This window comes from Aliivibrio sp. 1S128 (assembly GCF_001691065.1).
Classification (GTDB): domain Bacteria; phylum Pseudomonadota; class Gammaproteobacteria; order Enterobacterales; family Vibrionaceae; genus Aliivibrio.
This window is the reverse complement of record NZ_MAJV01000089.1, coordinates 1-860: the sequence shown is the minus strand read 5'-3', so window position 1 is coordinate 860 and position 860 is coordinate 1. Positions and strand designations below refer to the sequence as shown.

At 35.8% G+C, this 860-nt stretch carries 1 protein-coding gene; it reads left to right on the top strand.

The window, feature by feature from the left end; translation table 11 throughout:
- The first annotated feature begins 39 nt into the window (after positions 1-39).
- Positions 40-837 carry a hypothetical protein gene (locus tag A6E03_RS10210; protein WP_065600808.1) on the top strand — a complete coding sequence of 266 codons (798 nt, stop codon included), beginning with the start codon at positions 40-42 and terminating at the stop codon, positions 835-837.
- Positions 838-860: the final 23 nt, after the last annotated feature.

Here is an 860-nt window from a genome sequence, read left to right as displayed (position 1 = left end):
GTTATGCAGGCGTTATGTTGAATATCAAAAGGTGTACGTATGAAAAGGCTTTTACTTGTTGTTTCTATTGTATCCACACTAATTTTTATCTACTTCAATCAACCTGATCATACTCCATATGAGCAAGCCGAATTGGAGCTTCCTACGTGTGTTCTAACAGAACCGATGATAGTCACTCGTGTTTCATATTTTGTGGATTCGTCTCTTAGAAATATATACGAAAAGGGATTGGCACAAAAGCAAATTGAATTATCAAATACTATTTTAACTAATTCATGTTTACCTTTACGTAGACTGTTGGTTTCGTTTGAATATGTAGATCTAAAACTATCTGGTGAGGAGTATTTTGATGAACTCCATACGCAAGGAAGTATGAGTATTGGTAGTGATAAATTAAAACTTTTACGTGAAAATCCTTTGGATTTTTATGTTTTTGTTGCCCGGAATAACCATTTAGTTTTTGACGATGGAATAATAGGGGCCACTGACTGGGAGTTAAGTGATAGTTATATCTTGTTAGCTGATGATTCAGAACCAGATACTTTAGAGCATGAATTTGGACATTTAATGTGGGCGAATCACTCTGAAACCTTACTATTTTCACTCCGCCAAGGAGAGTTAGAACGGTCTACTCGGCCTGAAAATAGGCATTTAATAAAGCCTTATGCTCGTGCTTATAAATGTTCAAATGCAGGAACTGTTATGAGTTACGAAGAGGTTAGGTTGCCAATATATTCTAGTCCTGAAATTAAGTATCGTGCTGAGATTTGTGGTAATAAATTGCATGCAGATAATCGCAGAAGAGCTCAGGAGTATATCAATAAATTGAGGGGGTAATTCAACATAACAAACGACTATGG

Bases quoted from the DNA above. Each gene is read 5' to 3' on its own strand.
- A6E03_RS10210 (WP_065600808.1), top strand. From the start codon at position 40: ATGAAAAGGCTTTTACTTGTTGTTTCTATTGTATCCACACTAATTTTT.